Origin of the sequence: Pseudomonas sp. Root569, assembly GCF_001427465.1 — a bacterium.
GTDB classification, from domain to species: domain Bacteria; phylum Pseudomonadota; class Gammaproteobacteria; order Pseudomonadales; family Pseudomonadaceae; genus Aquipseudomonas; species Aquipseudomonas synxantha.
The window spans coordinates 216061-241889 of record NZ_LMGQ01000004.1; the positions used below are offsets into that span (position 1 = coordinate 216061).

The following is a 25829-nucleotide window of genomic DNA, read 5'->3' on the forward strand; positions in this document are numbered from 1 at the left end:
AATGGCTGGTCTGCTGAGTAAAGAAGCCTACCGCGAACTGGCCGGCAAGCTTGAGTTTCGCACTCAGGCGTTTATCGACGGCCAGTTTCGCAGCGCGAAATCGGGCCGCACGTTCACCACCACCAATCCGGCCACCGGTGACGTACTGGCCGAGATTTCGGCCTGTGATGCCCAAGACGTAAACGTGGCGGTGGCGGCTGCCAAGGCAGCGTTTGAAGATGCACGCTGGCAGGGTCTTTCACCTGCTGCACGTAAAAGCGTGCTGCTGCGTTTTGCCCAGTTGTTGGAAGACAACTCGCACGAACTGGCGGTACTTGAAAGCCTGGACAGCGGCAAACCCATCCGCGAGTGCCAGAACGTTGATGTACCGGAGACGATCCACACGCTGCGTTGGCACGCCGAACTGATCGACAAAATCTACGACGCTACTGCGCCGGTGGGTTCGGGCGCTGTGACTATGGTGGTACGCGAGCCTATCGGCGTGGTGGGCCTGGTGCTGCCGTGGAATTTCCCGCTGCTTATGCTCGCCTGGAAAATCGGCCCGTCGTTGGCTGCAGGTTGCTCTATCGTGGTCAAGCCGGCAAAGGAAACCACCCTGAGCGCGCTGCGAGTTGCTGAGCTGGCTTACCAAGCTGGCGTTCCCGCCGGCGTGTTCAACGTGGTGCCTGGTGGTGGCAAGGAGGCAGGTGAACCGTTGGGCCGGCATGGTGACGTGGCCATGGTCAGCTTTACCGGCTCGACCGAAACGGGGCGGATTTTCCTCAAGTACTCCAGTGAATCCAACCTCAAGCGCATCGTGCTGGAATGTGGCGGAAAAAACCCAGCGGTGGTGATGAATGACGCCGAGGACATCGACCAGGTTGCGCAACACGTCGTGAACGGCGCCTTTTGGAACATGGGCGAAAACTGCTCGGCATCTTCGCGCTTGCTCGTTCATACCGACATCAAGGACGTGTTGCTTGAGCGTATTCAGGTGCACCTCAAAGACTGGAAAATGGGCGACCCCCTTGACCCGGACAACCGTTTGGGTTCTATGGTCAGCAAAGCGCATTTTGAGAAAGTGCAGTCCTACATCGACCATGCCAAGGACGAAAAGCTGACTGTTCTGGCGGGCGGAAATACCGTTGATAATATCTTCGTAGAGCCGACTATCCTGGACGGAGTAGGGCGTAGCAGTCGCCTGTTCCAAGAGGAAATTTTCGGCCCTGTGCTGAGTGTCACCACCTTCAATACCCTCGATGAAGCCATCGAACTGGCCAACGATACGGCCTACGGTTTGGCTGCGTCGGCGTATACCGGCAACCTGCGCAATGCATTGAAGCTGTCACGCGGCATTCGCGCCGGCATTGTGACCGTCAACTGTTTTGGAGAGGGGGATGCGTCTACGCCCTTCGGTGGTTACAAGGAGTCGGGGTTCGGTGGGCGGGACAAATCCATCTGGGCGCACGACCAATACACCGAGATAAAAACCATCTGGATCGACGCCTCCTGAGTGCTGCAGAGGGCGTGACGGCCTTATCGCCCCAGTCGCGGGACTGGGGCAATTTCGAGGCAGTAAAGGGCTGGGGCGAGCTGGGAAGCAACCGACGGAGTTGTCGTGAAGCGCGAGCAGGGTCTCTACGAACGGCTGAAGCAACAGATCCTGACATTGCAACTGCCGCCCGATCAGTTGCTCGATGAAGTGGCGCTAAGCGCTCAGCATGGCGTTTCTCTTACGTCTATCAGGGATATCCATCTGCCGGTCAGGTGAAGGATACGGGGTTATCCGATCTCATCATGGCGCCAGAGTCAGCTCATTGGGGCAGGCAAATACGCCGCGACTTTTTGATTGGGCATTATGCTGGGGCATTCTTTTCAAACCATCCAAAGCATGCCCTCAGATGGGCCATTATCGCCAGAGGCGCACCATCCGACGTCTTTTATTCCTCCGATCAGCATACCTCGCCAGAGCGGTTACAAGGCAAGACCTCATGAGCCCGCCATTCCTTAATAAGTTGGCGCCGGGTACGACTGTAGCGCTCGGCAAGCACTTCCAGTTTTGCGATGTCGTCCATAGCAATCACGCGAAACCGGTTGTCTGCTTCACACCACGCCGACAGGAAGCGCTTTGCGTCAATAAAGCCCAGCATGATCGGCCAGACAATTTGTTTATCTGCAGGTGCGTGGGGAATTGACAAGGTCATAAGCAGTTTGCGCTGTTCGCGCAATGCAAACCGAATTTCACTCAGGTCGATTGAAGTGGGAAGGTGGGAGTGGGCGCCCACGTAGAACGTTTCGTCGTCAAAGGTGTGACGCATATCCGCAGGCAACACGGCGTCAATTTTGGCCAGCGCGTTCTTCACCGCGAAGGCAAATTTATCGTCAGTCTGACGACTGACCCACTGGGCACCGACTACAAGTGCCTGAATTTCTTCTTCTGTAAATGCAAGCGGGGGTAACAGAAAGCCAGGTTTCAAAATATAACCTAAGCCGGGCTCACCCTCGATGTCAGCGCCCATCCCCTGCAAGGTCACCACATCGCGACGTATGGTGCGTAATGAAACGCCCAACTCCAGCGCAAGTGTCTGACCCGACACCGTTCTACGATGTCGGCGCAGCACTTGCATTAGCTCAAACAAACGGTGACTCCTAGCCATGCCTACTCCATCGCGATGATACCTTTACCGCCGAGCTTAAGGCCTTTCTCAAGCTCAGTGATAAGTCGAATCGCCTCGGACATCGAAACGGTTTCCGCTACTCGGACGTTGTAGTGCCTCTCGCTGGCAGCCTTGGCAAGCTTATCCAATATCTCGGCGCGCGGTGAGCCTATGATCATTTTGAGTCTGCGATCAAAAAAAGCGCGGACAAACTTGCCAGGGCCGGGGTTCAGATCAAGAAATACGCCTCCTGATTTTAGCGTCGCAACGCCTCTAGATACCGGCAGCGTTGCCGCAGTGTCGTAAACCACGTCGAATCGATTAGCAACACTCGATAGCTGCATGTTCCGATAATCATAAACATTCTGCACACCCAGCGACTTTGCTCGCTGCATGTCCCTGTCGCTGCAGCTGCCCGAGACGACGGCCCCCTGCATCAGAGCTATTTGTACAGCCGCTTCGCCTACTGCTCCGGCACATCCATTGATGAAGACATGCTGGCCGGCTCGCAGCTTGGCCTTGTCTATAAGCCCGTTCCAGGCAGTTATACCTGGGGTGCCCAGGCAGGCGGCGTGCTCGAATGACACGTCATCCGGCTTATGGGCTAAAAACGCCTCTTTTGTGATAACGGCGTGGCCGAACGCTCCGCTTTCTTTAAATCGGGCGAGGCCAAACACGGGGTCACCGACTTTAAACCGCGTCACGCCTGCGCCGAGGGATATAACCGTGCCAGAGAAGTCCATTCCCATCGCGCGAGGGAACTTCCTGCCAGTAACGATCTTCATTTGTCCAATCCGCAGCTTCCAGTCAATTGGATTGATCGCTGAATACTTGACGCTGACACCGACTTCACCTTCGCCAGGGGGAGGCAGCTCAAAGTTCTGGACCTGCATGACCTCTGGCCCGCCATAGCTGCTGTACTCAATGCGTTTCATATTGCGTCTCCAAACTCCGGCATACGATTGGGGTAGTCACGGGGCGGAATCTACAGCCCAAGGCGGTCAGTTTTTGTCACCATCCGATCAGCATTCGATTTAGTTTTACGCACGCATTGCTGAGCCACGCTCATCGTTACATCAACCGAGGAACGGGTAGTTGAATTAACCCCCGTGCATTAGTTTGGTTAGAGGGATTGGTCGTCACGACGGGGGCCGGTTGGGTTTAGCAGAAGGGGCTGAGAAACAGATGATCAAGCCTGGCGATGTGATTTGGACGCCCCCTGGGGTCAAGCATTGGCATGGGGTAAACAGCACGACGGGCATGACCCACATGGCTATTCAAGAGTCATTTGACGGCAAAAATGTCGAGTGGCTGGAGCCTGTTATCGAAGCCCAACATGAGGCTTCATTATGAGTGTACGGACCGTTTCAATAGCGGCCATCGCGATATGTTTAACTGCCTGCGCCAGCCACGAAGCGGCGCTGACCAAGGAGATTTCCAACGTGCCAACATCAGCTGACATACGCGCCACTTCACCGATAATGGCGCACAATACCGACTCGTTACTCCTCGGCGACGTCTGGAAACGCCCCGAGTTGTCGCCCCGCGACCGAAGCTTGGCAACGGTGGCTGTACTGGTTGCGCGAGGTCAAACAGCAGAGATGGCCGCGCATTTCGACTTGGCGTTGAACAATGGCGTGACGCCTTTGGAGCTGTCCGAAGCAATCAACCACCTTGCGTTCTACTCGGGCTGGGGCAATGCCGCAGGCGCAGCGCCAGCGGCCAGGGAAGTGTTAAACCGGCACGGCATAGGCGCTGATCAACTGGCGCCGGTGTCGCCCGTGCTGCTACCCATTGATCAGGTTGCCGAAAACTCACGTGCAGCGAATGTCGACAAATCCGTGGGGGCCATTTCCCCGGGGTTAGTGCAGTACACCACCAGCGCGCTATTCAACGACCTTTGGTTACGGCCGGGGCTCGCGCCCAGGGACCGTAGCCTGATCACCGTCACTACCTTGGTGGCAAACGGTCAGGTTGCCCAGATCGGTTACCACCTCAATCGCGCGATGGACAATGGCCTGACACAGACCGAGGCTAGCGAACTGCTGACGCATCTGGCGTTCTATGCCGGCTGGCCCAACGCGTTTTCGGCGGTACCGGTGTTTGGCGACGTGTTTACTAAACGACAAGAGAGCTGACGCCGCTAGGGGAGTGGCCCCATGGGATCCAGTTCGCGAATCAGCTCAATCAGCAGGCGAAGGCCGACAGGTACTTGCCTGGAGCTTGAGTAGTAGATGTGAAAGCCTGGGTCGTAGTGAGTCCAGTCCTCCAGCACGCGCTTCAACGAACCTTGTTCGACATGAGGTTCGACAATGGATGCTGGAACATACATCAGCCCTGCGCCGCGCGCTGCCAGAGCCACACCGATGCGCGTCTCATCCAGCGTAATAGCACCCGGCGCGTTAATCTCAATCTGCTGGCCATCTTTCGCAAATTGCCAGTGATAGAGACGCGAATTCCCCAGTCGTATCCGCAGACAACGGTGCCCGTGCAAATCTTTTGGGTGCGTCGGGGTGCCGAATCGTTCAAGGTAACCCGGCGCGCCCACGACGGCCCATGCCACGTCGGGCGATAGCCGCTGAGCGATCATGTCTTCGGGAACCGTCCCGCCAAAACGAATACCTGCATCATGGCCATCGCCAATAATATCGACCATTTTATTGGTCACGGTGAGGTCGACCTCAATATCCGGGTATCGCTCAACAAACACCGGGAGGACGGGCCCCAGTAGCAGTTTGGCACCGTCGCTCAAGACGTTTAGACGGATACGCCCGGCGGGCTCATCGCGCAGTCGATTCAGGGTCTCAAACGCCTGCCCGATAGCGTTGACAGGAGAACTGATCAGTTCTTGCAACTCCTCGCCAGCGGCCGTAAGCGTCACACTCCGGGTGGTACGATTGAGCAATCGCACGCCAAGTCGCGTCTCAAGGCCTTTCATGGCGTGACTAAGTGCTGATGCACTGATCCCTACCTCCAGGCCGGCCTTTCTGAAGCTTTGATGCCGGGCGATGGCCAGAAAGTAAATGATATCTGCCAGGTTCGTGCGGCTTAGCTGCATGGATGACTCCGAACTTTTATTTGTAGGGGCACCTCAGACGGGTGCGGTCAAATCTACTTCATCCAGGAAGATGACCTCCTGGTGGGGTATGTCGGCATGCACCGGCGCTTCGTAGCCCGCCGGATCGTGAATCACAAAGAATCCCAAGCGGTGATCTCCTGAGCGTGCAGGGTAGGCCTCTTCACACTTTTCAATCCTAGGTTGGGCTCAGGCTGCCCGCGAAATGTTTTGGGCTCATAACAGTTATCTGGTCTGCTCATGAATGCTTTTGGCGCGTGCGCTGTAGCATGACTTCGCTAATAACCATCAGAGAACTATGTATGCGGATTTCAGCCCTGCACGCCACTGTTGTTGTGAGTTGTCTTTGGATGGGATCGGTGCTCGCCGCACCGCCGGCAGAAAAAGTCGTGCGTATTGCGCAATTGGTGATTGATCCGGCGCAACTGGCGGCATATCACGCTGCAGTCAAAGAGGAAATGGCTGACTCCGTTCGTCTTGAGCCCGGCGTGTTGGCGATTTATTCGGTCGCGGAAAAGGATCATCCGAATCGGCTGCACTTCTTCGAGATATACGCCGATGAGGCGGCATATCGAAGCCATATTGCGTCCGCGCATTTTCAGAAGTATGTGACAACGACCCAGCCGATGATCCTGTCCAGAGTGCTGATTGAAACCGATCCGGTTCAACTCAGCGCCCAGCCGCCTCGATGATCGATTTTCCGGAGGGGGTTGGTCGGTCTCGTTCAGCCAAGACAGATGTCTATTTGATCGAGGGGGTATCAGCGCCATAGTCAAGGAGTAGCAAAATGCTGCGTGAGAACGCCAACGACCTACTGGTCTTCATTGCGGTTGCGCGAGAAAGAAGTTTCACCAAGGCAGCTTCACAACTACGCGTGTCTCAATCTGCGATGAGCCATACCATCAAGGCATTCGAAGAACGGTTAGGGATGAGGCTTCTAACCCGCACCACACGCAGTGTCACATTGACCGATGCCGGGCAGGCGCTCTACGACGGCATGAACCCTCACTTTGAGGCCATGGAAGCCAATTTCCAGAAGCTGCTGGGGCTTCGAGAAAAGCCGGCTGGCACCCTACGGATCACTGCCGCAGACTTCAGCTTTCATACGGTGTTATGGCCAGTGCTGGAAACCTTTCTGGCTCGGTACCCAGACATCAACGTTGAGGTGAACTGTGATTAACGACTGGTCGACATTGTTGCCGACCGTTATGACGCAGGCGTTCGGTATGGCGACACGGTGGGAGAGGGGATGATTGCTACACGGATTGCCCCTGACATGCGCATGGCCGTGGTAGCAACGCCAGATTACTTCGCGGTGCATGTGCCCCCTGGAGAACCCGACGAACTTGTCGGCCATAACTGCATCAACATGCGTTTCCCCACCCATGGCGGTATCTATACCTGGGAGTTCGAGAAAGAAGGTGTCACCAAGAATGTTCAGGTCAGCGGGCAACTCGTCGTCAATGGTGTTTATCAGACGCTCGATGCCTGCCGGAGCGGGGCAGGAGTAGGGTATCTGCCGGAAACACTTGTTCACCAGCATATCGCCAAGGGCGACTTGATTCGGGTGTTGCACGACTGGTGCCCGCCGTTCGCCGGATTTCACCTGTATTACCCCAGTCGCCTTCAAGCCTCTCCGGCGTTCAGCCTTTTGGTTGAAGCACTGCGCTATCCCCGACGCGCCCAAGAGAGAGATGATTGAATACCGGCGTGTCATCACTGTTATGGGAGTAGCAGCGTTGGCTGGTTCGCCCACTTTGCAGATGCTCACGGGCTGCCAGTCTGCCGGTATCTACTGATGCAGCTCCGTCACGGACATGGTGAACACCAACTTGGATCTGCCAGCGTTGGAATAGGAGTGAGGCACATCGGTTTTCGCCACTGCCGAGCTTCCCGAAGGGATGACCAACTCTGTTTCTCCTACCACGCATTTCAGCGTGCCTTTTTCCACATGAAACAGTTCAAGCGTGCCCTGAGGATGCCCCTGTGAAGCGTAAGATTCGCCTGGGTGCATTTCCCAACGCCACAGCTCGATCATATTTGGTCCGGAGGTTCCCGCCAGAAGGCGCGCTGTGCCTCCCTGATCCCCGGTCCAGAGGGTGGGAATATCTTTACTGTCGATGATATGGGCGGATGGGGCTTCGGTCACATTGACGAAGTCTGCAACGGACAGGCCCAACGCTGCGGCGATTTTGCAAAGGATGCCGATACTGGGGTTCGCCGTACATTTCTCTATTTCGACAACCATCCCTTTGCTCACGCCAGCGCGGCGGGAAAGCTCATCCAACGTGATCTTCTGGGCTTTGCGCGCCTGTTTGAGCGTGCGCGCAACGGCTAGGCTGACAGCTTGAGCATCAGCACCTGGGGTAGTCGACAAGCTGGTATTCGCGGTCATTGATGAGGGTTATGGGAAAAATGTGCTGGGATTCTCGACCTTTATCAGCAGCTCCGTCAATCGGCTCAGCCGTTATAGTAGACTGGTCATTATATTGACTTTTCTGGTCGTCGCTGACTAGCATGAAATGACATTTAGATTCCTGGAGGTTTTTGATGCTGTCCGTACTGCCGTTAATCGATCAAGCCGTTGCCGAGCTGGCGCCGGAGTTCAGGGCCCTGAGCATCGTGGTGGAAGCTGCACCACTGGCTCATCCTGAGGTGGCCCAGGCTGCGCTGGACCGTGCTTGCAAGGCTGTGCAGGAAGGCGGGCCGAGCTGGGGAGAAGCCCATTTGGTCGCATGGACTGACACGTTCCGAAAGTTTGGCGCCAAGCCGCAGCGCACGCCTTGTTCAGCAGAGGCGCTGCGCAAACGAGTTTTACGTGACGGCAGCTTGCCTAGCCTGGATCCCATCGTCGATCTCTACAACGCAATCAGCATTGAGTACGCCATCCCGGTTGGCGGGGAAAACATTGAAGCCTATGTGGGCTCCCCACGACTGGTAGTCGCCGATGGCACCGAACCTTTTGACACTATGAAAGAGGGTGCTCCTGCTTTCGAGTATCCAGATGCCGGCGAGGTTGTCTGGCGCGATGACCAAGGCGTGACCTGCCGTCGCTGGAATTGGCGGCAAGGTGTCAGGACCCGTCTCGGTGCTGACGCGAAGAGCATGTGGTTCATTCTGGAGAGTCTGCCAGCGATGCCGCTTGAAGCTTTGACGGAAGCGGGGGACAGGCTGATCGAAGGACTGCAGCAAATGATGCCAGGTGTTCAGATCGAAAGCTCACTGATTGGTCCTGGGGCCAAATAGTCGATAGACAACCGTATGATCCGGCTGGTTACGCTGGCCTGAAGGATGGTGTCGATTGGCACTGGGATCGCATCTTTGCAGGTGCCGCGTTGACGACATTGCTGGGTGTCGGCGCGGAGTTGGCTGCACCGGAGAATCGCCAAAACGGTGGTCGCGTCATCATCGCAGGGCGTGACAGCATGCAGGACAGCGTGAATGACGTCGGGCAGGAAATGACCCGACGCAACCTCCGCATCCAGCCAGCGCTCACTGAGCGTCCCGGATTGCCGATCCGCGTCATTATCAATCGCGATTTGATTCTGAGGCCGTATCAGCCTCTGTTCTTTGATCGGGGAATCTCAAGATGAGCACGTCGCCCAAGCTCCGACTGGGGCCGCTCCCTAAGACCGAGAGCGTCAAGCACCATCTTGTGTCCAGCGAGATTGAAAGCCGACTTGGACCGCTATGCGGCATTGCACGGTCAAGCGTATGGCGAGACTGTCGATGCGGCGACTCTCATTCCGTACATGCTGGAGGCCTTTATGGCAGGGGGCAGGGGATTTAGAAGGGCGACCCGAAATAGCCGCGCTGGACACACTAGGCTTACGGTACCCCGCTGCGCATTCGGGGGTCCTAAAGCCTGGATCGAGCGCGGGGGCTGGTTCAACTTGGCTAGGAAACGGTCCTCAAGGACGGCTGGACTCTTAGCCAAGCCGGCCATGGCGTTCGAGTATTCGCATCAAAACGCTGTTCGCATGACTGAAGTTCTCTCTCTGATCGCGAAGCTCATAGGCCCATTTTTCGCCGTGGAAGAGATTGTTGCGTAGGCGCCAGACGATCATCAGGAGAGCCAACATTCGGTCGCGTGGGGTGTCGTTCACCCCTTCAATAACTGCCTGAACGAGATCAAGGTGGTCTGAGGGCCGGAGTTGCAGGTGAGGGAAACGGTCACTCAATTCACCGTCGGCATAGTAACGACTCCGAAAATAGGCAAGCTCCGCCTCGTAGAGCTCAGCTCGATAAAGTGTCGATGGGCAGACAAGCTAAATTAGCACGTTATTTTTGGGTCAGGGTTGCTATCGAAAAACCGGAAACAACGAAGGTCAATCCTGCCCCCACGTTTAACCCGTTGATCACTTTGGGCTTGCGTTGCAGCCACGTCGAAAGGCTCGTCGCGAAAATCCCCATGAGGGCGAAGCCCAGTGCGGTTATACCCGCGAACCAGGCGCCGTATACCATCATTTGCAACGTGACCGAGCCCAGCTTTGGGTTGACGAACTGAGGAATGAATGCGAGTACAAAGAGGCCCGGCTTGGGATTCAGTGCTGCAGACAGAAAACCGGTGAGGAATATTTTTTTCAAGGGCTGGCGCGCGGCAGGCTGAAAGTTGATCAGGCTACGCGAGCGCAAGACTTTGATACCGAGCCAAAGCAAGTAGCTGGCCCCGATCACCTTGACGATCCAGAAGGCCAGCACTGAGGTCTGCATCAAGAGCGTCAACCCCAGGGAGGCGGTTGTCACGTGAAAAAGGATTCCGGTGCCCGAAGCCATGCCTGAGATGGCAGCCGCCAGTCTTCCCTGGCTGAGCCCCCTGGCGATTGCCAGCAGGTTATCTGGCCCTGGGGAAAGCACCAGTAAAAGACAGGCGGCGGTATAGGTCAGCCAAATATCCAATGGGAACACAATTATTCTCCTTTTGTGTTTGGGAGCCCGCCCCGGGGCTTTCGGGATGAGCGCCATGCGGCCTGATGATAGGATAGCAGGCTCTTTAGCCCAGCACGCCCAGAACGGTCGCTCTCACCACGGCTGCGGTTTTATTGGTAGTGCCCAGCTTGGCGATAGCATTTTTACTGTGAAACTTCACAGTGTCGAAAGATACCGAGAGAATTTGTGAGATCTCGCACTGGGTTTTTCCGTCGACTGTCCAGCGCAGGATCTCGATTTTCCGGGCGGTCAACCGCCAGTAGGATTCCTCGAGTTCCTGCGGTTTGAACAGGCGGCTCAGTGCAACGTGAGTGGCATCGGCCAGCCAGCGCATTTTCAGCTCTTTGTCATTCAATTCGCTGAAGGTGAGCGGCTCTTCGTTGCGGGCGAGCGTCAACATGCTGAAGGTGCCGCTGCTGCTGATACTGGAACATGTCCAGCCCACCCTCAGGCCCGCGTCACCCGCTTCCTTCCAGAAGCAGGGTTCCTGTTCGAGCAGTGTACTTTCCCAGACAAAGGGCAGTTGGGTCAGCCGCGCCTTTTTGACGACCGGGTCCAATTGCACATAGTCCTTTTCATCGTATAAGTCGGTCGGGAAATGCTCTCTCGTAACAGAGCGCTGCACTGAGGACGTCTGAGTCCGCTCCACGTGATCCAATGATTTGCAAACCAATTGGCAGCCCCTCCTTGCTCAAGCCACATGGCACAGAACAGGCTGGCTGCTGACTGAGATTGATGGGGAAGCTAAATGAGCACCATTCAGTCCAACTTTTTGCATCGCTGGACCTAGGGACGTCTCTACCCACCTCAAAGGGAAGGATTGGGACGGATGGAGACATGATAAAGTCGAAATCAGAAAGTAAATTATCCATCGCCGAGCCATATCTGTTCCGCCAAACCTCTGCCTCCAGCCTCTCGACCCCACTGTATCTGCGCCCAACGATAGCGGCCCGGACGAGTCCTGGGTCAAGGTTGGCATGGTTTCGCGTGCTGATTGATGTCAGAAGATTTGCCGCCCCGATATACCAGTGTCGGTTGTACATCTCGAGGAGCTCATCCTGATAAGGGAGCCGCATCTCAGTCACCGACGCCCCTGCCGCTTCCAAACCTACGAGTGTTGCTTCAATAGCCGTGGCCACTTGGCCATCCACGTTTCCGATGCAGGGTGTACGCCAGTATCCAATTCGTTTGCCTCTCCATGTGAATGGCGCCAAAGAAACGTTCGGGAACGCCATCGGCGGTTGCGTCCAATCACGTAAATCTCGACCTGATAGAACCCCAAGCATCGCCGCAGCGTCAGCGACAGTACGCGTAATTGGACCGATGTGCGCAACTGTGCCGAACGAACTAGGCGGGTAGACAGGCACGCGGCCGTGACTGGGCTTTAGCCCAAAAACTCCGGTGAAGGACGCTGGTATCCGGATGGAGCCACCACCGTCCGTACCGAGGTGTAACACACCCGCCCCGCAGGCGGCCGCTACAGCCGCCCCTCCCGAAGAGCCACCTGGTGTACATGTTGGATCCCACGGATTACGCGTTACACCGAACGCTGGGCTGTCAGTAACCGTTTTCCAGCTGTATTCCGGAGCGGCAGTTTGGCCGATGAACACTGCCCCGGCTTCGCGCAGCCGAGAAACGGACGGTGCATCTTGATTGCTCGGCGTTCCCGGCGTTGTCATACTTCCATAGCGGACGCTCCATCCCTCAACGTGGAAGATGTCCTTAAGGGTCGTCGGGATACCATCGATAAGCGAAAGCGGCTTCCCATTCCGCCAACGCTTTTCAGACGCCTTGGCTGCTGTCAGCGCACCATCGAAATCAATATATGTAAAGGCGTTCAACGCATCTTGAACTTTTGTGCAACGATCAAGCGCCGCACGCACAACGTCAACAGGTGACAGATGCCGACTTTTATAAGCTGCCAATAGCGTCGCGCTGTCCAGCTCACACAGATCCGGCCAATCAATGTCCATTCTCAAATTCCCGTACTCAAATGCTTCTTTACGCTTCGAGCGCACGACCCTCACCCATTTGGGGGGGGGCAAAAAACTTAATACATTCTGATATTGGCCTTGCATGGCATTGGTATCTTGGCACGAGCCAGTATGCGCAATTACTTCGGCACTACAGCCAGCACTGGAAACCTATAAAGTTGATTACCTGGTCGATAAGTACAGAGCAGCCTTTGAGTCTCAAATTGAAGCGCCCCGTTAACAGATGACTTTAAGAGCACTTGAGACACTGCCCCGTCTATTATCAAATGATTACGCCAAATGCGCTTGCCAACGATTGATAAATTCCAAAGTAAGCTTATTAACTTCGTTGGGGTTCGTGGCGCTCAAAAAATGGTGTCCACCTTCTACAGAAGCCAGTTCTGCGTTGCGCGAACGAGAGAACATCTTGATTTCCTTTTCAGCATGCGAGACAGAGTATACGACGTCGTTTGTGCCATGCAGCCACAAGACTGGGCAAGTTATCGAATCCAGACGACCCCGCAAACTATCTCGGTCGCGCAAGTTGATTGTGCACATGCGTAGGCGCGCTCTACCATCGTCGCCCTTGTAATTCTCTTTCAAGCGAGCCGTCCAAAATGAACGCATCTCCGCATCTACGGTTGCGCCGAACGCTGGATCAATGAGGTCATTGCAGTATTGGTCGGACAACGCCCAGTCAGTACCGACTTGCTCAGCTAACTCCGATATCCACGGACTGCAGAATTGATCTGCGTTCCAGCAGCCGATCTCTCGGCTTTCGGCGCTTTCATAATCCATCGAGGTGCCAAGCAAAATAATCCCGTTGATTTTGGTTGGCGCGAGCAGTGCCATGCGCGCCGCAATCCATCCGCCCTGCGATGTGCCTAGGGCAAACGCTGAGCGAATTTCGAGATTTTCCAGAACTTGAAGGTTAGCGGCTGCACTATCCCAATAGGTGAACTGCTCGCTGTTTGTACGAGTCGCTCCATGTCCATAAGGCTCAATGGCGAGCAAGTTTGTGTTGCCGCTCAAGCTACTATCTGAAAACTGCGCGCAAAAAAGCTCCGATGAAGTAGTAAAGGAGTTTATAAGCACAAGGGTTGGAAGAGCTGGATCAAAGTTTGCGCTTAGCCTGTATCCTATTTGGGAGCCGCCCAAATGAGTAATATCCATCGTCTTCAAAGTCGTCATCGTTGGTTTCCTTAATTTGTTCGAGGTACGGAAACTAATCTTAGTCCGCCAAAAAAAAGCACGCCACACTAAAATTGCTGAGTTATGCAGCGAATCTTGCGGTTCTGCGTTCTCTTGCCAAAAGTTACCAGTCCGAGCAGTATGATGGTAGTCGCTTACGGATTCATGAATTGTCGGCTATTCCAAAGAGCGAATCTGCGTTACTTAATGGGCCCGTCGTAGCCTCACTGTCTACACGTCGGCGTCACTCAGCCAAGAGGTTGATAAGCCGCCCTCAGTGACTGCTGGTCTCGAATGGAATGGCCTTCTTTACGATGCTTACAGTCTCGTGTCTTTAATGGCGAATCACTTAACACGGAATTCGGGGGGGGGCAGAATGAAACTTAAGGAGGATAATGGCTTAATATCCGGACTGACGGAGCTAATTAAGAGCGGTGCTACGACGGCCACCGACATCGCTCATGCCACATTTCACGCGATCGCCAATTGCGCCGACACCGCAATATTCACTTCAGTTACTCCCGAGAGGGCTTTCAGAGAGGCTGAAGCCTCTTCCAAACGAATCTTAGAAGGTCGTTCCCTTGGAGTCCTTGATGGCATCCCTGTGGCGTGGAAGGATCTCTATGATTTGAAGGGAATGGTCACGCGCGCGGGGTCTCGCATTCTAGACCAAGGCCCGGCTCTGGTTGACGCTGCATTGGTGCGTCGCTTAACAGATGCGGGCGCGGTGACGGTGGGGAAGCTGAATATGACTGAGTTCGCTTTTTCAGGGCTAGGGCTCAATCCTCATTATGGCACGCCAAGGAACCCTTGGGACCGGAAAGAACCACGCATTCCGGGGGGATCTTCATCAGGGTGTGGAGTCGCCGTAGCGCTTGGCCTTGTATCCGCAGCTATCGGAACAGACACAAGTGGCTCAGTGCGGATACCCGCTGCGCTCAATGGCATCATTGGATTTAAGACTTCGAGCGGGCGGTGGCCTCTTAATGGTTGTTACCCTCTTTCGCGCACTCTTGATACGGCTGGAGTCTTGACACAAACGGTCGTAGATGCAGCCGTTATTGATGCTGCTGCTCGTGGACTCGCCATAGCCGAGCGACCCCGCCGAACCGTTCGAGGCATACGGCTGGTTGTTCCCACAAACGCGGTTTGGGATGGCGTGGAGCCGGCCGTCCTCAGTAACTTTGAATCCGCGATCGGCCGTCTAAGTGATGAAGGTGCCGTTATAGAACGTCGGCGGTTGCCAGTTTTGGACGATGTGCTGTCACTAGGGGCTAGATACGGCACACTCGTTGCCATTGAAGCCTATGAGCTTCACGGCCACCGCTTGCTTACAACCGCAGCCAACCTGATGGATAGAAGAGTGAAGTCACGTCTAGTAGAGGGGGGCAGCATCAGCACTGAATCGGCGGCAGCACTGCGTACCTCGCGTGGATGCTTAATTGAATCTTTGGCTGCGCTATTTGATGGCAATACATTTGTCGCATTTCCAACAGTCCCCATTGTCGCTCCCCTCCTAGTGCTCCTTGAGAACGATGACGAAGCATTTGCCGCGACGAATGCGCTTATGCTCAGAAACACGATGATCGGCAGCTTTTTGAATTGGTGTGGCGTGGCCATTCCTAGCGGATTCGATGCGACTGGTCTTCCGACGTCTGTTCTTTTCTCAGGTGGGCCGGACGATGACAGCCAATTGTTGTTGGCGACAATCGCCATGGAGCCCTTGGTCCGTTCTAGCAGTTATCACTAACTGGGCTTGACAAAAGATAGGAAATAGAGACAGCGTGGTCAGTCGGATTGATAAGGTATGTCAAATTCAAGCGGGTACTTTGTCAAAATCCTTAATGGATGCATAGATTTGCAAACCCAAACCTTATCCATCATTAGCGCTAGAAGTTTTGTGTAGTCAGGGGAGAACTCATGAGTGGAGGTTTTGGAAGCAAATACCTAGATGGCGGAAGTAATCTGTTGAAGTCATCGGCGGATCTAGGGTGGACTAGCGTACTGACGGCAGAAATGTATCGGCATGTAACGCTTGAATGCTCCGATTTTCTGCAGCCAGTGACGGAAGTCGTTGTCAATATTGCCGGCACAGCATATTTTCGCAGAAGGGCAGCGGGAACTGAACAGAGATTCGTTTCTCATACAGGTTCTGCCAGCATCTGTCCCCAGGGCGTCGCCGTTAGATATTTACACCTTAATTCTGGTCCCGTGGACTTGCTTCACATTTATATGCCGCCAGATCTCTTTGGAACTCTACGTCAGCGAGAAGAAAGTACAATGAACCCTAGCTTTGAATATGTAGGGGGGCTCCATGACCCACTCATTCAAGGCATTGGTTTTGCTGTGGCCGAGGAACTTGCAAGAAGAGACTCACAGGAAGCGACCAGCCGATTAATGTTGGATTCGTTAGCCGTCGGGCTGGCGGCACGACTACTGCAGCGATACCGTATTGATGACCGTAAAAACTTTACTGAATCATACTTTGATGCTAATTCGGGGAGAGGCTTAGACCGAACGCGGCTCAAACGTGTACTAGAGTATATACAACACAACCTGGACAGAGATATTTCGCTCGACGATCTGGCTAACGCAGCCTGCCTTAGTGTTTTCCATTTTTCGAGGTCATTCAAAGTTGCGACTGGCGCATCTCCTATCAGATATATATCAGACCTGCGCATTAAGCGCGCGCAATCTTTGCTTATTGATAAAGATGTAAGCATCAGCGAAATTGCGATGCAATCTGGCTTTACCTCTGCAGCTAATCTTGCTCGATCTTTCAGAAAAACTGTTGGCGTATCGCCGAGCGAATACCGATTGCAGCGCACGTGCAGATAGGACGGGCCGCTGGCCGGTAAGATGACGCATCTAAATATTGTAGATTGCTTCAATGCTGCAAGGCAGTAGACGACATCGGCGCGCCCCCCATGGCGTGGCCCAACAGTCATCACGAGGGCTCGTGGCCGATAACTGCCTATCGATCTATGCTGCAATCATGGACGCAGCCCGTCGTCGTCTATTGACCATTTGTTGTCACATTACGCGCCTGACGACTGCCTGAGCCTGACGTTCGCGGGGTTGCTCGTCCTTGCGCGATGGCGGACATCATATCCACCAACATTGAGTTGATGGCTCCCAGCATCCGCCCGGAGAACTCGTCGCCCTCCGGGGGCATCGGTGGGGGCATCCTTTTCAAGGAACCGAAATTTGCCCCCAACTATGTCCCCATGAGTCGTGGAATCCATTGGATTTAGACAGGCGGCAATGGATTGAAATTGCAAATAACCTATTGTTATAAAACAGTTTTATGGAATTCACTGGAACTCCATTACAGGCTATCGGGGTCCCCAAAAAACATCTGAATCCGCGACCTCAACCACCGCTCACCCGGGTCATTGTCCTGCGACCCACGCCAGGCCATGTGCAGCTCAAACGAACGCACTGGCAGCGGCGGGTCTTCGGCGCGTAATCCGCCCGCCGAGGTCAGCGCCTCAGCGGCGTAATCCGGCACAGTGGCCAGAATGTCCGTACCCGCCAGCAACGTGCCCAACCCGTTGAACTGAGGTACAGCCAACACCACATGGCGTTTGCGGCCGAGCTTCTCCAGCTCTTCATCAATAAACCCGCTCAGGTCGCCGGCGAAGGACACCAGGGCATGGGGGCGTGAGCAGAAGTCGTCCAGGCTCAATGAGCCTGGCACGCTGTCGGCACGCAGCAGCTTCGGCAGGCTGCGGCGCAGCACCTTGCGCTTGGCGTTGGCCGGCAGATCGGCGGTGTAGCTGACGCCGATGGAGATTTCACCCGAGGCGAGCAAGCCGGGCATCAGGATGTAGTTGACGCGGCGCACCACCAGCACGATGCCCGGGGCTTCGGCGCGCAGACGCTTTAGCAATTGCGGCAGCAGGGCGAATTCCACGTCGTCGGACAGGCCGATACGAAACACTGCAGTGCTGGTGGCTGGGTCAAATTCGGCAGCGCGGCTGACGGCGGTGGAAATCGAGTCCAGGGCCGGGGAGAGCAGGGCGAAGATCTCTACGGCGCGGGCCGAGGGTTCCATGCTGCGTCCGGTACGTACAAACAGCGGGTCATCGAACAGCCCGCGCAGGCGCGACAAAGCCGCGCTGATGGCCGGCTGGCCGAGGAACAATTTCTCGGCGGCGCGGGTCACACTGCGCTCATGCATCAAGGTTTCGAATACGATCAAGAGGTTAAGGTCGACACGACGCAGGTCGTTACGGTTCATCTTGTGTCCTGGAAGAGTCTGTAAACTTGACGTGAGCGGCCATATCGCACGATTCAGCAGCATGACCGGCATGAATCTTACGGGGAAAGGCTGGTACTCTGCACCGGCTAATTGATTTTTCCTACGATAGTTGAGGTCTGCTCCTCCTTCGCGAAATCAATGACAGGCATGTCGACTATTAATGGCGACCGGTGGCCTTACCTGGAAAGCCCAGATAAAGTTCATGGCATTAGAGGTTACTTTGACGAGGTTTGCGATGTCCCGCACGATCCGTTTTCACAAGTTTGGTCCGGCCGAGGTGCTCAAATGCGAAGAGCATGCAGCCGCGCAGCCCGCACCGGGCGAAGTGCAGGTGCGTGTCGAGGCGATTGGCATCAGCTGGTACGACATCCTATGGCGCCAGAACCTGGCGTCTTCCCATGCTCGCCTGCCTTCGGGCCTGGGGCATGAAATGGCGGGTGTGGTAGTCGCCTTGGGTGACGGCGTTGATGACTTGGCCGTGGGCGACAAGGTGGCCAGTTTTCCGGCTGAAAGTCCCAACGATTACCCGGTGTATGGCGAGCAGATCATCTTGCCGCGTTCTGCCCTGACCCGTTACCCGGATGTCTTGAGCCCGATTGAAGCCAGCGTGCACTACACGCCGTTGCTGATTGCGTATTTCGCTTATATGGACCTGGCGCGGGTCAAGCCTGGGCAGTTTGCCCTGGTGACCGATGCCAGCCACTGTTCCGGCCCTTCGTTTGTGCAACTGGGCAAGGCCCTGGGTGTGCGGGTGATTGCCGCGACGAAAAACAGCGCCGAACGCGAATACCTGCTCTCCCTCGGGGCGGAAAAAGTCATTGTCACCGAAGAACAAGACCTGCTGATGCAGATCAACAAGTTCACTGACAACCGTGGTGTCGACGTCGTATTCGATGGCCTGGGCGGCCCGCAGATGTCGTTGCTGGGGGACGTCCTGGCGCCCCGTGGCAGCCTGGTGTTGTATGGCTTGCAAGGTGGCAACCAGACGCCATTTCCGGCCTGTGCAGCGTTCCAGAAGAATATTCAGTTCTTCGTTCACTGTATCGGCAACTTCACCGGCAAGCCGGAGCTGGGCATCGTCCAGGATCAGGTGGCACTGCAGCGGGCCTTGCGTGATATCAACCAGTTGACGGCCGACCGTGTGCTTGTCCCACTGAAAACCACGGTATTTGCGTTCGATCAATTTGTTGAAGCCCACCGCTATATGGACGAATGCCCATGTCGCGAGCGTGTCGCCTTGCAGGTTGAAGCTGTTTGAGCTGTAGGAGTATTCGCAAATGAATACGCTGGCGTCTGAGCCGATGAGGCAAATGCGCCATTTGACAGGGCTTAACCCACTCTCGGGTTGAGCCTGACCAGGGGGGCTCCACCCCGCAAACAATACCTTTTTCCCCTTACGCCGCCCTGAAACCCAGTGCGGCGCTGTCGTGTGGGCGCCATTAACGTCTCGGGCCTGGCGAATCTGAACGGGTTTTCGGCGATCGTCTGTATCTGTTAATCATTACTTGAGCGCCGATAATTGTGCCTACCCTGTCATCTCAAGGACTGAGCAATGATTGATTACCTGATATTCCCGCCGCGTACTTCAGGAACTAAGCAAGGCGTCTCTGTGCATCCTGAAAGTGTACTGAAGGCGCCCGGTTGTTTTGCAAGGAGCAGATTAAAATGGGTGATTAATATTCGTCAGATGTGTCCCTCGTTTTTTAGTTAAAACAGTGTAGGAAGTTGTCGGAGTGTTCCTAGGACCGGTAATTCGACGCGTCTATATTCGAGCTGGAGCGCGATTTTCCCGGGGTTCGGCCACAGTAGGAAGGCATGAGGTTGCCGATGCTTTTATTGCAAAGTGCTAATGTACAACTGTCTTTGCGCCGTGTGGCACCCGACACACCTACAGTCGTAATGGGTCGAGCAATTCATATTGATAGTTGCTTGAAACTGACACTTCAACTCAGGTAGTAGAATAATGAGCGCAATTCATGAGCAAGCCATGAACTATGTTTACCAACAAGTTCTGCAGCGTATGATCGGGCATTTCACGCGGTCCGAGCGGACTGTACTTCAATTGTTGGTCCAGCGAATTGTGGTGGCAGCCGGTGGCATGGAGCAAGTGGGCCACTACAAAGTGCTGATCACCCACGGCGGCGGTGAGGTCAGCAGTTACACGCTGGCAATGCTGCGAGCCGCGCAACTGACCATCGCGGGCCGCGCGCCCAAGACGTTTCACCTGCGGGTTGCTACCCTGCGCTATGCCGGCATGACCCAGGCCACCCTCGACAACTTGAACCAAGGCTATAGCGCGCTGTTTTTTCATGACGACCCGCGTGTGGAGCTGTTGATGGTCGAGAACCGCGACGTCCAGCCCTTCAATCCGCAACGCCCGGCTTCCAGCGCCGGGCGTGAGGTCAGTCAGCGCAATATGCTACTGCTGGGCCACCTGACGTCCGGCGATATCCGCGCCACGCTGTGCAACGACACCTACCTGGCCTTCGGTGAGTTCTACCAGTGCGTCGCCACCTGGAACGGCGGTGTGCATGCCATGGTCAGCGGTGACTCGCCACGCAAGCAAAGCCAATATCTGGCGTGGCTGAAAAAAACCGCGCTGGCAACCGGCCTTGATTTCGCGCGTGGCAAACCGATGTCGCTCAACCGGCTGTTTGCACGCATGGAGGAGTGGAGTATCGCTTGCTACCGTGATCTCTATGGCGAGCATTATGTGGGTACAGAGGAGCTGGGCCGGGGCGGGTACCGTCATCTGGCCTATATCGGCATTGCCGACTTGCTCGATGATGTGGATGTATCCCGATCCACGCTGCTGACTGACTTCCTGGCGCACAAGCAGGATCCGTTTGATTTTCACTTCAGCCATCCTGCCGCCCCCAATCCATTACTCATGGCTCACTTGCACGGCTTGCAGGCCCAGTGCCTGCGTGAGCTTTCTTATGAGCATGGCGTCGAGAGTTTTATTCGCCAGGCGATGGACTATATGCGCCGTAGGAAAATCCCAAATGCATTGATCGCCGAGGCGTCAAGCGAGGATGGGCGCATCCTGTCCACCACCTATGCCCAAGAATTCTTCGGCTTGGACGAGGGTCAGTTGACCTGCCTGCTGTTCGCACCCTTCATTGAGCACGGCGAGCGGCTGGAGGGCTTCTTGCGTCAATGCCATCCCGGCATGCTGGTGGCGCTCCCCGAGCTGCACAAGGCGCTCCAAGGCAAGCCCGCAGCAGACATGCTGCAACAGTGGCTGGTGGATACCAGCGGGTTGCCGCTGCCGATATTGCAGCACGTGTACCGCAAGCGCCCGCTGCAGGTCGAGCGTGGCATCCTGGCACGCAAGCCGCGATTCACGCAGTCCGAAGCACCGACTGCACGGTTATCGGTGCGTTAACGTGTATTCGTCTGTACAGGCCGGTGAGCGGCCATGAACCTGCGGGGAGAGCGACAGGCAGACTTTGCCTATCAGGCGGTGTACCGCTACATGATCAACCTGATCAACGAAGTCAGCCTGGAAACACCGGTCAAGTTGCCATCCTTGCGGCAGCTGTCGACACGCTTGAACGTGTCAATCTCGACGATCCAATACGCCTACTCGCTGCTGGAGAAGGAAGGGCGGGTGTACTCGGTGGCCAAGTCGGGATACTTCGCCTGGCCGGTAGCTGCCAACCCACAGCTGATGGCGGGCGCTGACCTGCTCGAAAGGCTCTACGCGGCGGCGCGGCGGCCGGCCATGGTCGTGCTCAGTGGGGATGAGCCCGCGCTGCTGGGCTCGCTGGATGGTGACTTGCTGACGCTGGAGCGTAAATTGGTGCGCCGCTACGCGAACCAACTGCAGCCCTGGTCGCAACCCTGTGGCGTGTGGGAGCTGCGCGCAGCGTTGGCGGCACGTTATACCTCGTCGCCTACACGCTGCTGGCAGGCCGACGAGGTGTATATCGGTGCCGATCTACAGGGTGTCCTGGAGATACTGATTGACGCCCTGGGTCTCAAGGGCACCGTATTGGTGACCGAATCACCCTGTGATTATCGGGTCTTGCGCCTGTTGCAGGCTGCTGGTGTACGGGTGATCGAATTGCCCTGGCTCGCCGATGGCCGGTTCGACCTCGCGATGTTCGAGCACTTGTTGCTTCACGAACCCGTGCACCTGGTGCTGTTGTCATCGGTAGTGAGCATGCCATCAGGTACGGCGTTATCGGTTCCGGAGCGGCTGCAGATTGCGCATTTGCTTGACCAATACGGTTGCTGGCTACTGGAGAACGATACCTTTGGTGAACTGAGCTATACGCCATCCCAGGCAGCCCTGCGTCATCTGGTCAACCCGGAGCGGCTGCTGGTGTTCTCCTCGTTCGAGAAGGTGTTGGGTCCGGAAGCGCCCTTTGGCTATTTACTGTCGCATCAAATGAGCAGTGAATTGCAGCGCCAGTTTTTACTGCGCTCATTTCGTTTGTCGTCAATCCGTCAGCGGGCCATTGCCCGGCTTTATCAGAGCGGGCGCTTTGATCAGCACCTGCAGGCATTGCGCCAACTTCTACAGGAGCAAGCGCAGGCCATGAGCCTGCGGTTGGACGCACGCATGCAAGGGCGCGTGAGCTACCGGATACCCATCGCCGGGGCGAGCTTCTGGTTGCAGTCGGTGGCGCCAGTGGATATGCGCTTGATCTTTCAACGGATGCTCACGCAACAGGTCGTGATAGCGCCGGGTGAGTTATTCAGCCTCAGCGGCTTGCACCATCAGCATATGCGCTTGAGCCATACGTTTACGGGGCAGCCCAATCTGGATGTCACCCTGGATGCGCTGGCTCAGGCGTTGCTCGAGGCGCAGACTGTCTAGCGTATGAAATTTCTCTGCGCGCTGTAGGATCGATACCGTCGCACAGTAGTCCAAGTCCCAGTAAACTGACACTTTTCCGAATCCTTCTTTTCGAGGTTTATGCATGACTATCAGTCCTTTTGCGGGCAAACCGGCGCCGGCCCAGTTGCTGGTGGATATCCCGCGACTGGTCACGGCCTATTACACCGGCCAGCCTGATGCAGCAATCTCTACCCAGCGTGTGGCCTTTGGCACCTCCGGGCACCGGGGCAGCTCGTTCGAGCTGAGCTTCAACGAATGGCATGTACTCGCGATCAGCCAGGCCATCTGCCTCTACCGCGAAGCCCAAGGCATCAACGGGCCGTTGTTCGTGGGCCTGGATACCCATGCGCTGTCCACACCTGCCGGTGCCAGTGCCCTGGAGGTATTGGCCGCCAATGGGGTACACGTCATGCTGGCCGAAGGCGACGAGTACACGCCGACCCCGGCGATTTCCCACGCGATCATCTGCTACAACCGTGGCCGCACCAGCGGCCTGGCGGACGGTATCGTGATTACACCGTCCCACAACCCGCCGCAGAGTGGCGGCTACAAATACAACCCGCCTAATGGGGGCCCGGCCGATACTCACGTCACCAAGTGGATCGAAGCCAAGGCCAATGAACTGCTTGCCAACAAGCTGGCCGGGGTCAAGCGCATCACCCACGCCCAGGCGCTCAAGGCGGACACCACCCATCGTCATGACTACCTCAACAGCTATGTGGCTGACCTGGTCAATGTGATCGACATGGATACGATCCGCAGCGCCGACCTGCGCCTGGGCGTGGACCCATTGGGCGGAGCCGGGGTGCGCTACTGGTCGGCGATTGCCGAGCACTACCGTCTGAACCTGGAGGTAGTGAACACCGAAGTCGATGCGACTTTCCGCTTCATGAGCGTCGACTGGGATGGCCAGATTCGCATGGACCCGTCGTCCAGCTACGCCATGCAGGGCCTGATCGGCCTCAAGGAACGATTCGACGTCGCGTTCGCCTGTGACCCTGACCATGACCGCCACGGCATCGTCACCCCGTCCGGCGGCCTGTTGGCGCCGAACAACTACCTGGCGGTGTCCATCGATTACCTGTTCCAGAACCGCCCTGACTGGCGCGCCGATGCTGCCGTGGGCAAGACCGTGGTCAGCAGCGGCTTGATTGATCGCGTCGCTGCGCGTATCGGTCGCCGTTTGTACGAAGTGCCAGTGGGCTTCAAATGGTTCGCCGATGGCTTGTTCGAAGGTTCGTTGGGCTTTGGTGGTGAAGAAAGCGCCGGTGCCTCGTTCCTGCGCAAGGACGGCACGGTTTGGAGCACTGACAAGGACGGCTTGATCCCGGCTTTGCTGGCGGCGGAAATGACCTCGCGCAAAGGCCAGGACCCGAGCCAGATCTACCGCGGCCTGACCGACGCGCTGGGCGAGCCGTTTGCCATTCGCGTCGATGCCAAGGCGACCCCGGCGCAGAAAGCGTTGCTGGGCAAGCTCTCGCCGGAGCAGGTGACGTCCACGCAATTGGCCGGGGAGAGCATCCAGCAGATTCTCAGCCATGCGCCGGGCAATAACCAGGCAATTGGCGGCTTGAAGGTCATGACCGAAAACGGTTGGTTTGCCGCACGGCCATCGGGCACCGAGGACATCTACAAGATCTATGCCGAGAGCTTTATCGGCGAAGATCACCTCAAGCGGCTGGTGGAAGAGGCGCAGGTACTTGTAGACGGTGCAATCGCACAGTAGTCACACCGAACCCAATGTGGGAAGGTCCGTGCCCCGATGGCGGTGAGTCAGTCACAGTTGCATTGACTGACACCGCCTCACCGGGGCATGGGTTTCCACACCTTTGGGTGCGCCGCAGGACCCTGTGGGAGGGGGCTTGCTCCCGATGGCGATGGGGCAGCCACAGATGCATTTACTGATACGCCCTCGTCGGGGCATGGGTATCAACGCAACTTTTTAGCAGTCAACAGTAACCCTGGATGGGGCGTATATGTACTCGGTCTAATCCAACATCCTGGTCGGCTGCCAGGCCGCCATCGGGAGCAAGCCCCCTCCCACATTGGATCAGGGCGTCAGTCAGATAGCGTTCTGCTGTAAGGCCAGCATCGGGCGCAAGCTCAGGCCAGGTCGACCAACACGATCTCGCTGTCCTCGATCGCCGTCACCCGTAATACCTGCTCGTCTTCAACCGCCACGCCATCTCGCGCCTGTGCCCGCAAACCATTGACGTCAATCACACCCGTGGCCGGCACCAGGTACGCCCGGCGGCCGCTGTCCAGTCGGTACTCAGCGCTTTCCCCGGCTTTCAGGTTCGCTGCCACCAAGCGTGCATCGGCACGAATGCTCAGGCTTTCACTGTCGCCAGCCTTACCACTGGCAAGCGTCACAAATCCTTCACGGTTACCTTGTGGAAACGGTTTGGCGCCCCAGGACGGCGGTAGCCCAGCCTGATTCGGGATAATCCAGATCTGGAAAATCTTGGTCGGCGTAGCCTCCAGGTTGTATTCGCTATGGGCGATCCCGGTGCCCGCACTCATCACCTGCACATCACCCGCCTCGGTGCGGCCTTTGTTGCCCAGGTTATCGGCATGACTGATCGCGCCTTCACGCACGTAGGTGATGATTTCCATGTCGCGGTGCGGGTGCTGGGGAAAACCACTGCCTGGGGCGATGATGTCGTCGTTCCATACCCGCAGGTTGCCCCAGTGCATGCGCTCGGGGTCGTGGTATTCGGCGAAGGAAAAGTGGTGATGGGCGTCAAGCCAGCCGTGATGGGCGCCGCCCAGCGTGTGGAAAGGTCGAAGTTCAAGCATGGTCGTCTCCTGTTGATGGGCCTATCATCCAGCAGCCGATCATCTATAAAAAGCGTAAAAAATACCTGATTTCTATCTATTTATTCGATTGGTTTTGTCTGCAACAACTTTC

The 25829-nt window shown here is 56.2% G+C and carries 21 protein-coding genes and 5 pseudogenes; 15 read left to right on the forward strand and 11 right to left on the reverse strand.

What is annotated here, in order from left to right; translation table 11 throughout:
- The first annotated feature begins 1 nt into the window (after position 1).
- Both ASD70_RS05840 and ASD70_RS28180 read left to right on the forward strand, forming a co-directional pair.
- Positions 2–1492, forward strand: a complete 1491-nt coding sequence (locus ASD70_RS05840) for an aldehyde dehydrogenase (protein WP_056845900.1) — start codon at positions 2–4, stop codon at positions 1490–1492.
- A 105-nt stretch (positions 1493–1597) separates the two neighbouring features.
- Positions 1598–1750 carry a GntR family transcriptional regulator gene (locus ASD70_RS28180; RefSeq protein WP_080944608.1) on the forward strand — a complete coding sequence of 51 codons (153 nt, stop codon included), beginning with the start codon at positions 1598–1600 and terminating at the stop codon, positions 1748–1750.
- Positions 1751–1931: 181 nt separating this feature from the next.
- Here ASD70_RS28180 and ASD70_RS05845 read toward each other — a convergent pair whose 3' ends face one another.
- Both ASD70_RS05845 and ASD70_RS05850 read right to left on the reverse strand, forming a co-directional pair.
- The gene (locus ASD70_RS05845; RefSeq protein WP_056845901.1) at positions 1932–2636 is read right to left on the reverse strand and encodes a helix-turn-helix transcriptional regulator; all 705 of its coding nucleotides are present in this window, start codon (positions 2634–2636) and stop codon (positions 1932–1934) included.
- A gap of 2 nt (positions 2637–2638) precedes the next feature.
- On the reverse strand, positions 2639–3571 hold the full coding sequence (locus ASD70_RS05850) for an NAD(P)-dependent alcohol dehydrogenase (RefSeq protein WP_056845902.1): 933 nt from the start codon (positions 3569–3571) through the stop codon (positions 2639–2641).
- Positions 3572–3768: 197 nt separating this feature from the next.
- Between ASD70_RS05850 and ASD70_RS05855 the strand changes: the two are divergent.
- Both ASD70_RS05855 and ASD70_RS05860 read left to right on the forward strand, forming a co-directional pair.
- A pseudogene (locus ASD70_RS05855) lies at positions 3769–3989 on the forward strand (AraC family ligand binding domain-containing protein); the annotation flags it as partial.
- Positions 3986–4774: a carboxymuconolactone decarboxylase family protein gene (locus ASD70_RS05860; RefSeq protein ID WP_056845903.1), complete on the forward strand. Its 789-nt coding sequence runs from the start codon at positions 3986–3988 to the stop codon at positions 4772–4774. The pseudogene ASD70_RS05855 and the gene ASD70_RS05860, both read left to right, overlap by 4 nt.
- Before the next feature lie 5 nt (positions 4775–4779).
- On the opposite strand, the gene ASD70_RS05865 is transcribed toward ASD70_RS05860, so the two are convergent.
- Positions 4780–5694 (reverse strand): LysR family transcriptional regulator, encoded by a 915-nt coding sequence (locus tag ASD70_RS05865; protein WP_056845904.1) that lies wholly within the window; start codon positions 5692–5694, stop codon positions 4780–4782.
- 320 nt (positions 5695–6014) lie between these two features.
- Here ASD70_RS05865 and ASD70_RS05870 point away from each other — a divergent pair, with 320 nt between their 5' ends.
- The gene (locus tag ASD70_RS05870; RefSeq protein ID WP_056845905.1) at positions 6015–6404 is read left to right on the forward strand and encodes a putative quinol monooxygenase; all 390 of its coding nucleotides are present in this window, start codon (positions 6015–6017) and stop codon (positions 6402–6404) included.
- A gap of 95 nt (positions 6405–6499) precedes the next feature.
- Positions 6500–7414 (forward strand): annotated as a pseudogene (locus ASD70_RS05875) (LysR family transcriptional regulator).
- 90 nt (positions 7415–7504) lie between these two features.
- Here ASD70_RS05875 and ASD70_RS05880 read toward each other — a convergent pair.
- Positions 7505–8107, reverse strand: a complete 603-nt coding sequence (locus ASD70_RS05880) for an XRE family transcriptional regulator (protein ID WP_056845906.1) — start codon at positions 8105–8107, stop codon at positions 7505–7507.
- A 155-nt stretch (positions 8108–8262) separates the two neighbouring features.
- On the opposite strand from ASD70_RS05880, the gene ASD70_RS05885 reads away from it, so the two are divergent.
- The 3 genes and pseudogenes from ASD70_RS05885 to ASD70_RS05895 form a co-directional block, all read left to right on the forward strand.
- Complete coding sequence (locus ASD70_RS05885) at positions 8263–8958, forward strand: B3/B4 domain-containing protein (protein WP_056845907.1); 696 nt, start codon at positions 8263–8265, stop codon at positions 8956–8958.
- 17 nt (positions 8959–8975) lie between these two features.
- Positions 8976–9305, forward strand: a pseudogene (locus ASD70_RS05890) (TrbI/VirB10 family protein); the annotation flags it as partial.
- A pseudogene (locus tag ASD70_RS05895) lies at positions 9302–9515 on the forward strand (DUF2274 domain-containing protein); the annotation flags it as partial. The pseudogenes ASD70_RS05890 and ASD70_RS05895, both read left to right, overlap by 4 nt.
- Positions 9516–9993: 478 nt before the next feature.
- Here the strand turns inward: ASD70_RS05895 and ASD70_RS05900 are convergent.
- From ASD70_RS05900 to ASD70_RS05915, 4 genes are all read right to left on the reverse strand, one after another.
- On the reverse strand, positions 9994–10620 hold the full coding sequence (locus tag ASD70_RS05900) for a LysE family translocator (RefSeq protein WP_056845942.1): 627 nt from the start codon (positions 10618–10620) through the stop codon (positions 9994–9996).
- Between the two features lie 85 nt (positions 10621–10705).
- Positions 10706–11200: a LuxR C-terminal-related transcriptional regulator gene (locus tag ASD70_RS05905; RefSeq protein WP_056845909.1), complete on the reverse strand. Its 495-nt coding sequence runs from the start codon at positions 11198–11200 to the stop codon at positions 10706–10708.
- 16 nt (positions 11201–11216) lie between these two features.
- Positions 11217–12719: an amidase gene (locus ASD70_RS05910; protein ID WP_201783016.1), complete on the reverse strand. Its 1503-nt coding sequence runs from the start codon at positions 12717–12719 to the stop codon at positions 11217–11219.
- Positions 12720–12905: 186 nt separating this feature from the next.
- Positions 12906–13805, reverse strand: coding sequence for an alpha/beta fold hydrolase (locus ASD70_RS05915; RefSeq protein WP_056845910.1), 900 nt, complete (start codon positions 13803–13805; stop codon positions 12906–12908).
- A 376-nt stretch (positions 13806–14181) separates the two neighbouring features.
- On the opposite strand from ASD70_RS05915, the gene ASD70_RS05920 reads away from it, so the two are divergent.
- Positions 14182–15555, forward strand: a complete 1374-nt coding sequence (locus ASD70_RS05920; protein WP_056845911.1) for an amidase family protein — start codon at positions 14182–14184, stop codon at positions 15553–15555.
- Positions 15556–15725: 170 nt separating this feature from the next.
- On the forward strand, positions 15726–16643 hold the full coding sequence (locus tag ASD70_RS28185) for a helix-turn-helix domain-containing protein (protein ID WP_082561412.1): 918 nt from the start codon (positions 15726–15728) through the stop codon (positions 16641–16643).
- 213 nt (positions 16644–16856) lie between these two features.
- Here the strand turns inward: ASD70_RS28185 and ASD70_RS29290 are convergent.
- Together ASD70_RS29290 and ASD70_RS05925 are read right to left on the reverse strand one after the other, a co-directional pair.
- Positions 16857–16971 (reverse strand): annotated as a pseudogene (locus tag ASD70_RS29290) (recombinase family protein); the annotation flags it as partial.
- A 162-nt stretch (positions 16972–17133) separates the two neighbouring features.
- On the reverse strand, positions 17134–18048 hold the full coding sequence (locus ASD70_RS05925; RefSeq protein ID WP_056845912.1) for a LysR substrate-binding domain-containing protein: 915 nt from the start codon (positions 18046–18048) through the stop codon (positions 17134–17136).
- 256 nt (positions 18049–18304) lie between these two features.
- Between ASD70_RS05925 and ASD70_RS05930 the strand changes: the two genes are divergently transcribed.
- The 4 genes from ASD70_RS05930 to pgm all read left to right on the forward strand — a co-directional run bounded on the left by ASD70_RS05930 (position 18305) and on the right by pgm (position 24644).
- Positions 18305–19327 (forward strand): zinc-dependent alcohol dehydrogenase family protein, encoded by a 1023-nt coding sequence (locus tag ASD70_RS05930; RefSeq protein ID WP_043049405.1) that lies wholly within the window; start codon positions 18305–18307, stop codon positions 19325–19327.
- A gap of 705 nt (positions 19328–20032) precedes the next feature.
- Positions 20033–21457 (forward strand): hypothetical protein, encoded by a 1425-nt coding sequence (locus tag ASD70_RS05935; RefSeq protein WP_108240664.1) that lies wholly within the window; start codon positions 20033–20035, stop codon positions 21455–21457.
- Between the two features lie 33 nt (positions 21458–21490).
- A complete protein-coding gene (locus ASD70_RS05940) occupies positions 21491–22897 on the forward strand; it encodes an aminotransferase-like domain-containing protein (protein WP_056845913.1) in 1407 nt (468 codons plus the stop codon).
- Positions 22898–23000: 103 nt separating this feature from the next.
- Positions 23001–24644 carry a phosphoglucomutase (alpha-D-glucose-1,6-bisphosphate-dependent) gene (gene pgm / locus ASD70_RS05945; protein ID WP_056845914.1) on the forward strand — a complete coding sequence of 548 codons (1644 nt, stop codon included), beginning with the start codon at positions 23001–23003 and terminating at the stop codon, positions 24642–24644.
- A gap of 377 nt (positions 24645–25021) precedes the next feature.
- Here pgm and ASD70_RS05950 read toward each other — a convergent pair whose 3' ends face one another.
- The gene (locus ASD70_RS05950; protein WP_056845915.1) at positions 25022–25717 is read right to left on the reverse strand and encodes a pirin family protein; all 696 of its coding nucleotides are present in this window, start codon (positions 25715–25717) and stop codon (positions 25022–25024) included.
- Between the last annotated feature and the right edge of the window lie 112 nt (positions 25718–25829).

Excerpts from the sequence above, each read along its gene's own strand:
- ASD70_RS05840 (WP_056845900.1), top strand. The coding sequence starts at position 2 with ATGGCTGGTCTGCTGAGTAAAGAAGCCTACCGCGAACTGGCCGGCAAG.
- ASD70_RS05845 (WP_056845901.1), bottom strand. The coding sequence starts at position 2,636 with ATGGCTAGGAGTCACCGTTTGTTTGAGCTAATGCAAGTGCTGCGCCGA.
- ASD70_RS05850 (WP_056845902.1), bottom strand. The coding sequence starts at position 3,571 with ATGAAACGCATTGAGTACAGCAGCTATGGCGGGCCAGAGGTCATGCAG.
- ASD70_RS05860 (WP_056845903.1), top strand. The coding sequence starts at position 3,986 with ATGAGTGTACGGACCGTTTCAATAGCGGCCATCGCGATATGTTTAACT.
- ASD70_RS05865 (WP_056845904.1), bottom strand. The coding sequence starts at position 5,694 with ATGCAGCTAAGCCGCACGAACCTGGCAGATATCATTTACTTTCTGGCC.
- ASD70_RS05870 (WP_056845905.1), top strand. The coding sequence starts at position 6,015 with ATGCGGATTTCAGCCCTGCACGCCACTGTTGTTGTGAGTTGTCTTTGG.
- ASD70_RS05880 (WP_056845906.1), bottom strand. The coding sequence starts at position 8,107 with ATGACCGCGAATACCAGCTTGTCGACTACCCCAGGTGCTGATGCTCAA.
- ASD70_RS05885 (WP_056845907.1), top strand. The coding sequence starts at position 8,263 with ATGCTGTCCGTACTGCCGTTAATCGATCAAGCCGTTGCCGAGCTGGCG.
- ASD70_RS05910 (WP_201783016.1), bottom strand. The coding sequence starts at position 12,719 with ATGCAAGGCCAATATCAGAATGTATTAAGTTTTTTGCCCCCCCCCAAA.
- ASD70_RS05915 (WP_056845910.1), bottom strand. The coding sequence starts at position 13,805 with ATGACGACTTTGAAGACGATGGATATTACTCATTTGGGCGGCTCCCAA.
- ASD70_RS05920 (WP_056845911.1), top strand. The coding sequence starts at position 14,182 with ATGAAACTTAAGGAGGATAATGGCTTAATATCCGGACTGACGGAGCTA.
- ASD70_RS28185 (WP_082561412.1), top strand. The coding sequence starts at position 15,726 with ATGAGTGGAGGTTTTGGAAGCAAATACCTAGATGGCGGAAGTAATCTG.
- ASD70_RS05925 (WP_056845912.1), bottom strand. The coding sequence starts at position 18,048 with ATGAACCGTAACGACCTGCGTCGTGTCGACCTTAACCTCTTGATCGTA.
- ASD70_RS05930 (WP_043049405.1), top strand. The coding sequence starts at position 18,305 with ATGTCCCGCACGATCCGTTTTCACAAGTTTGGTCCGGCCGAGGTGCTC.
- ASD70_RS05935 (WP_108240664.1), top strand. The coding sequence starts at position 20,033 with ATGAGCGCAATTCATGAGCAAGCCATGAACTATGTTTACCAACAAGTT.
- ASD70_RS05940 (WP_056845913.1), top strand. The coding sequence starts at position 21,491 with ATGAACCTGCGGGGAGAGCGACAGGCAGACTTTGCCTATCAGGCGGTG.
- pgm (WP_056845914.1), top strand. The coding sequence starts at position 23,001 with ATGACTATCAGTCCTTTTGCGGGCAAACCGGCGCCGGCCCAGTTGCTG.
- ASD70_RS05950 (WP_056845915.1), bottom strand. The coding sequence starts at position 25,717 with ATGCTTGAACTTCGACCTTTCCACACGCTGGGCGGCGCCCATCACGGC.